Origin of the sequence: Pseudoroseomonas cervicalis ATCC 49957 (assembly GCF_000164635.1) — a bacterium.
In the GTDB taxonomy this organism is placed as follows: domain Bacteria; phylum Pseudomonadota; class Alphaproteobacteria; order Acetobacterales; family Acetobacteraceae; genus Pseudoroseomonas; species Pseudoroseomonas cervicalis.
On the sequence record NZ_GG770777.1, the window covers coordinates 935,804 to 939,829 of the forward strand.

Here is a 4,026-nt window from a genome sequence, read left to right on the forward strand (position 1 = left end):
CGCGGCGCCGGCGCCCCGCCCCCCGCCCCGCCCTCCGCCCCCCCGGCACCGATCGCGCTCGACATCACGGTGGAGGCGCCGCAATCCATCCTGGTGCGCGGCCGCGGCCTGGATGCCGAGCTGGGCGGGCGGCTGCATCTCGGCGGCACCGCGGCCGATGTGCAGACGGACGGCGCCTTCAACCTGCGGCGCGGCACCTTCCAGCTGCTCGACCGCCGGCTGACCTTCAGCAAGGGCGACCTGACCTTCGACGGCGCGCTGACCCCCTCGCTGGATTTCGAGGCCAGCACCACCGCCCAGGGTGTCACCATCACCGTCACCATCACCGGCCAGCCCAGCAGCCCGGTCATCAGCTTCACCTCGGAGCCCGAGCTGCCGCAGGACGAGGTGCTGGCGCGGCTGCTGTTCAACCGGCCCGTGGACCGGCTCTCGCCGCTGGAGATCGCCCAGCTGGCGGGCGGCGCGGCGACGCTGGCGGGCGTCGCCCCCGGCGGCGGGCGCGGCTTCCTGGGGCGGCTGGCGGACCGGCTGGGCCTCGACCGGCTGGGCGTCGGCAACAGCCAGGGCGGGCTCGAGAACCCCTCGCTGAATGCCGGCGGCTATCTCGGCCAGGGTGTCTACCTGAATGTCGAGCAGGGCACCGATGGCGGCCCGCGCGTCGGCGTCGAGGTGGAGCTGACACCGCGGCTGAAGCTGGAAAGCAGCACCGGCGGCGAGGATGGCGAGCGCGTCGGACTGTCCTACGAATTCGAATACTGATCCGGCGCGGCCGCCACAGAAAGCTGTGGATGCCGCGCCGCTTGCCGTTCCGCGCCCCCGGCCGCTGCGCTATCCTGCCGCCATGGATGCAGAGCGGGCCCGTCAGGAGGCGATTGATCTGGGCCCCCTGCCGGGGTTGCTCGGCCATCTGCTGCGCCGGTCGCACACCCGCATGCTGCTCGACTTCACCGAGAGCACGGCCGAATACGGCATCACCTCGGGCGAATTCGCGCTGCTCTGCCTGGTCGAGGTCAATCCCGGCATCACGCTGGGGCAGCTCGCCCAGGCGGCGGGGCTCGACAAATCCACCCTCAGCCCGGCGGTGCAGCGCCTGGCCGACCGGGGGCTGGTGGAGCGGCACGCGGTCAGCGGCGACCGCCGCGCCCAGGCGCTGCATCTGAGCGAGGCCGGACAGGCCCTGCTGCCCCCGTTCAAGGCCTGCGTCGCCCGGCATGAGGAGCGGCTCGCCGCCCCCCTCTCGGCCGGCGAGCGCGCCACGCTGATGCGGCTGCTGCGCAAGCTGAACGGTCTCTAGCCCTTCCTTCCACCCGCGCCGCCCCGCAACGCCCGGGCCACGCCCCCCTTGCCCGGGGGCGGCCCCGGCCGCGATCCCGGGCGGCCCCTTCTGAGACAGGAGTCCCTGCCATGCGTGCCTTCGACGGCCAGATTTCCGGCAACCGCCCGATCACCCGCAATCTCGAGGAGAAGAAGCGCCAGCTGCGCGAACTGAAGGAGGCGCTGGCCGGCATGAAGTCGCACGCCTCCCCGGCGCTGCGCGAATCGCTCACCGCCAAGATCAAGGCGCTGGAGACCGAGCTGGCCCCGCGCCGCTGATGCCGCCACGGCGCGCCCCGTCCGCCGCCCTGGCGGGGATGGGGCTGATGCTGCTGGCCGCGCTGTGCGGGGCGGGCGTCAATGCCTGCTACCGCGCGGCGCTGCGCGACGGGCTGCCGGTGCCGCTGGTGCCCTTCGCGCGCGGGCTGATCACGCTGGGCTTCCTGCTGCCCTGGATCCTGCGCAGCGGCCCGGTCGCGGCGCTGGCCACCCGCCGGCCGCGCCTGCACCTGGCGCGCGGCGCCGCCGGCATCGCCACCTTCCTGCTCCAGCTGCTCGCCATCCTGCTGCTGCCGCTGGCCGATGCGGTGGCGCTGATGAGCGCGCGCCCGCTCTGGGTGCTGCCGCTCGCCGCCCTGCTGCTGCATGAGAGGATCCGCCGCGACCGGGCGCTGGCCGCCGGCATCGGTTTTCTGGGTGTCCTGATCATCGCCCAGCCGGGCGGCGCGCTCTCCGCCGGCACGCCGGCGGCGCTGGCGGCGGGGCTGTGCAGCGGGCTGGTGCTGATCAGTTTCAAGGCGCTCTCGGCCACCGAGCCGCCGGCCCGCGTGGTCGCCTGGTACGCCATGATCTCGGTGCTGTTCTGGGGCCCCGTCTCCGCCTTCGTCTGGCAGGCGCCGAGCCTGTTCGCCCTGCTGATGCTGCTGCTCGGCACGCTGTTCGCGCTGGGGGCGGATCTCGCCGCCTCGGCCGCGGCGCGGCGGGCGGAGGTCGGGCTGCTGGCGCCGGTGGAATACGCGCAGATCCCCGCCAGCGCGGCGATCGGCTGGGCGGTCTATGCGGAGCAGCCGGGCTGGCCGCTGCTGGCCGGCACCCTGGTGATGCTGGCAGCCACCCTCTATCTGGTGCGGCGCGGCCGCTGAGCGGGGCCGCGCCGAAGCCGGGGGGTGTTCGGGGCGAAGCCGCTCAGGACGCCTTCTGGCCGGCCTCGGCGCTGGGCTTCTCGCCGGCGGGGGCCGGCAGCTCCACCTCGATCGCCAGCGTGCTCATGTCCCCCCCGCGGTCGAGCGAGACATTCACCGCCTTCGGGTCGATGGAGACATAGCGCGCCACGACCTGGATCAGCTCGCGCTGCAGGCGCGGCAGGAAGTCGTCCCCGGTGCGGCTGATCCGCTCATGGGCGAGGACGATCTGCAACCGCTCCTTGGCCGCCCCCGCCGGGGTCACGGGGGCCTGCTTGCGGTTGCCGCGGAAGACGTCGAGCCAGCTCATGCGGCCCTCCCCCCGAACAGGCGGGACAGGAAGCCCTTCTTTTCCGGGTCGATGAAGCGGTGCGGCCGGTCCTCGCCCAGGAAGCGGGCCACCGCGTCCTTGTAGGCCTGGCCGGCATTGCTGGCCTCGTCCAGGATCACCGGGTTGCCGGTGTTGGACGCCTTCAGCACGCTCTCGCTCTCCGGGATCACGCCCAGCAGCGGGATCGCCAGGATCTCGCGGATGTCCTCGAGCTTCAGCATCTCGCCGCGCTCGACGCGCTCGGGCGCGTAGCGGGTGACCAGCAGGTGCTCCTTCACCGGCTCCTTCTTCTCCTCGGCGCGGCGCGACTTCGACTGCAGCACGCCGAGGATGCGGTCGGAATCGCGCACCGAGGAGACCTCGGGGTTGGTCACCACGATCGCCTGGTCGGCGAAGTAGAGCGACAGCAGCGCGCCCTTCTCGATGCCGGCCGGGCTGTCGCACAGGATGTAGTCGAATTCCTGGCTCAGCTCGTCGATGATCTGCGCGACGCCCTCCTTGGTCAGCGCGTCCTTGTCGCGCGTCTGGGAGGCGGGCAGGATCGAGAGGGTGTCGACCCGCTTGTCGCGGATCAGCGCCTGGTTCAGCTTCGCCTCGCCGCTGATGACGTTGACGATGTCGAACACCACGCGCCGCTCGACGCCCATGATCAGGTCAAGGTTGCGCAGCCCGACATCGAAGTCGATGACCACCGTCTTCTTGCCGGTCTGGGCGAGACCTGTGGCGAAGGCGGCAGAGCTTGTGGTCTTGCCGACCCCTCCCTTGCCGGACGTCACCACGACCACTTGCGCCATAGAGTGTCTCTCCTCTCTGCCGGAACAGGGCTCAGCCCAGCCGGTCGAACCGCATGTTCTCGCCGATCAGCCGCACCTGCACGGGCTTGCCGATCGGCGCCTCCGTCAGCCCTTCCCGCACCGCGTAATAGCCCGCGATCGAGACCAGCTCCGGGTCGAAATTCAGCGCGAAGACCCGCGCCTCCATATTGTCCGCGCCGCCGGCGATGGCCCGGCCGCGCAGCGCGCCATAGACGTGCAGATTGCCGTCCGCGATCACCTCGGCCCCCGGATTGACCGTGCCGTTGACGATCAGGTCGGCGCCCTGCGCCCAGATGCGCTGCCCCGCGCGCACCGCGTGGTCGACGATCATGGTCGGCCGCGCCGTGCCCGGCGGCAGGGGCGGCGGCGGCGGCGGTTCGGCGCT

General features: G+C 72.4%; 7 protein-coding genes. 4 read left to right on the forward strand and 3 right to left on the reverse strand.

Going from position 1 to position 4,026, the window contains the following annotated elements; genetic code table 11:
- The 4 genes from HMPREF0731_RS04020 to HMPREF0731_RS04035 form a co-directional block, all read left to right on the forward strand.
- A partial coding sequence (locus HMPREF0731_RS04020; protein ID WP_007002748.1) for a translocation/assembly module TamB domain-containing protein occupies window positions 1–759 on the forward strand: 759 nt, incomplete at its 5' end.
- 82 nt (window positions 760–841) lie between these two features.
- Entirely contained in the window at window positions 842–1,294 is a 453-nt protein-coding gene (locus tag HMPREF0731_RS04025) for a MarR family winged helix-turn-helix transcriptional regulator (protein WP_007002749.1), read from the forward strand.
- 110 nt (window positions 1,295–1,404) lie between these two features.
- Window positions 1,405–1,593, forward strand: a complete 189-nt coding sequence (locus tag HMPREF0731_RS04030; protein WP_007002750.1) for a hypothetical protein — start codon at window positions 1,405–1,407, stop codon at window positions 1,591–1,593.
- A gap of 47 nt (window positions 1,594–1,640) precedes the next feature.
- The gene (locus HMPREF0731_RS04035; protein ID WP_245538241.1) at window positions 1,641–2,456 is read left to right on the forward strand and encodes a DMT family transporter; all 816 of its coding nucleotides are present in this window, start codon (window positions 1,641–1,643) and stop codon (window positions 2,454–2,456) included.
- Window positions 2,457–2,499: 43 nt separating this feature from the next.
- Here HMPREF0731_RS04035 and minE read toward each other — a convergent pair whose 3' ends face one another.
- From minE to minC, 3 genes are all read right to left on the reverse strand, one after another.
- Window positions 2,500–2,805 carry a cell division topological specificity factor MinE gene (gene minE, locus HMPREF0731_RS04040; protein ID WP_007002752.1) on the reverse strand — a complete coding sequence of 102 codons (306 nt, stop codon included), beginning with the start codon at window positions 2,803–2,805 and terminating at the stop codon, window positions 2,500–2,502.
- Entirely contained in the window at window positions 2,802–3,620 is an 819-nt protein-coding gene (minD, locus tag HMPREF0731_RS04045; RefSeq protein ID WP_007002753.1) for a septum site-determining protein MinD, read from the reverse strand. The genes minE and minD overlap by 4 nt, the downstream gene beginning before the upstream one ends.
- A gap of 31 nt (window positions 3,621–3,651) precedes the next feature.
- Window positions 3,652–4,026: septum site-determining protein MinC (gene minC, locus HMPREF0731_RS04050; RefSeq protein WP_083854433.1), on the reverse strand; the 375-nt coding region annotated here is incomplete at its 5' end.

Excerpts from the sequence above, each read along its gene's own strand:
- HMPREF0731_RS04025 (WP_007002749.1), top strand. The coding sequence starts at position 842 with ATGGATGCAGAGCGGGCCCGTCAGGAGGCGATTGATCTGGGCCCCCTG.
- HMPREF0731_RS04030 (WP_007002750.1), top strand. The coding sequence starts at position 1,405 with ATGCGTGCCTTCGACGGCCAGATTTCCGGCAACCGCCCGATCACCCGC.
- HMPREF0731_RS04035 (WP_245538241.1), top strand. The coding sequence starts at position 1,641 with ATGCTGCTGGCCGCGCTGTGCGGGGCGGGCGTCAATGCCTGCTACCGC.
- minE (WP_007002752.1), bottom strand. The coding sequence starts at position 2,805 with ATGAGCTGGCTCGACGTCTTCCGCGGCAACCGCAAGCAGGCCCCCGTG.
- minD (WP_007002753.1), bottom strand. The coding sequence starts at position 3,620 with ATGGCGCAAGTGGTCGTGGTGACGTCCGGCAAGGGAGGGGTCGGCAAG.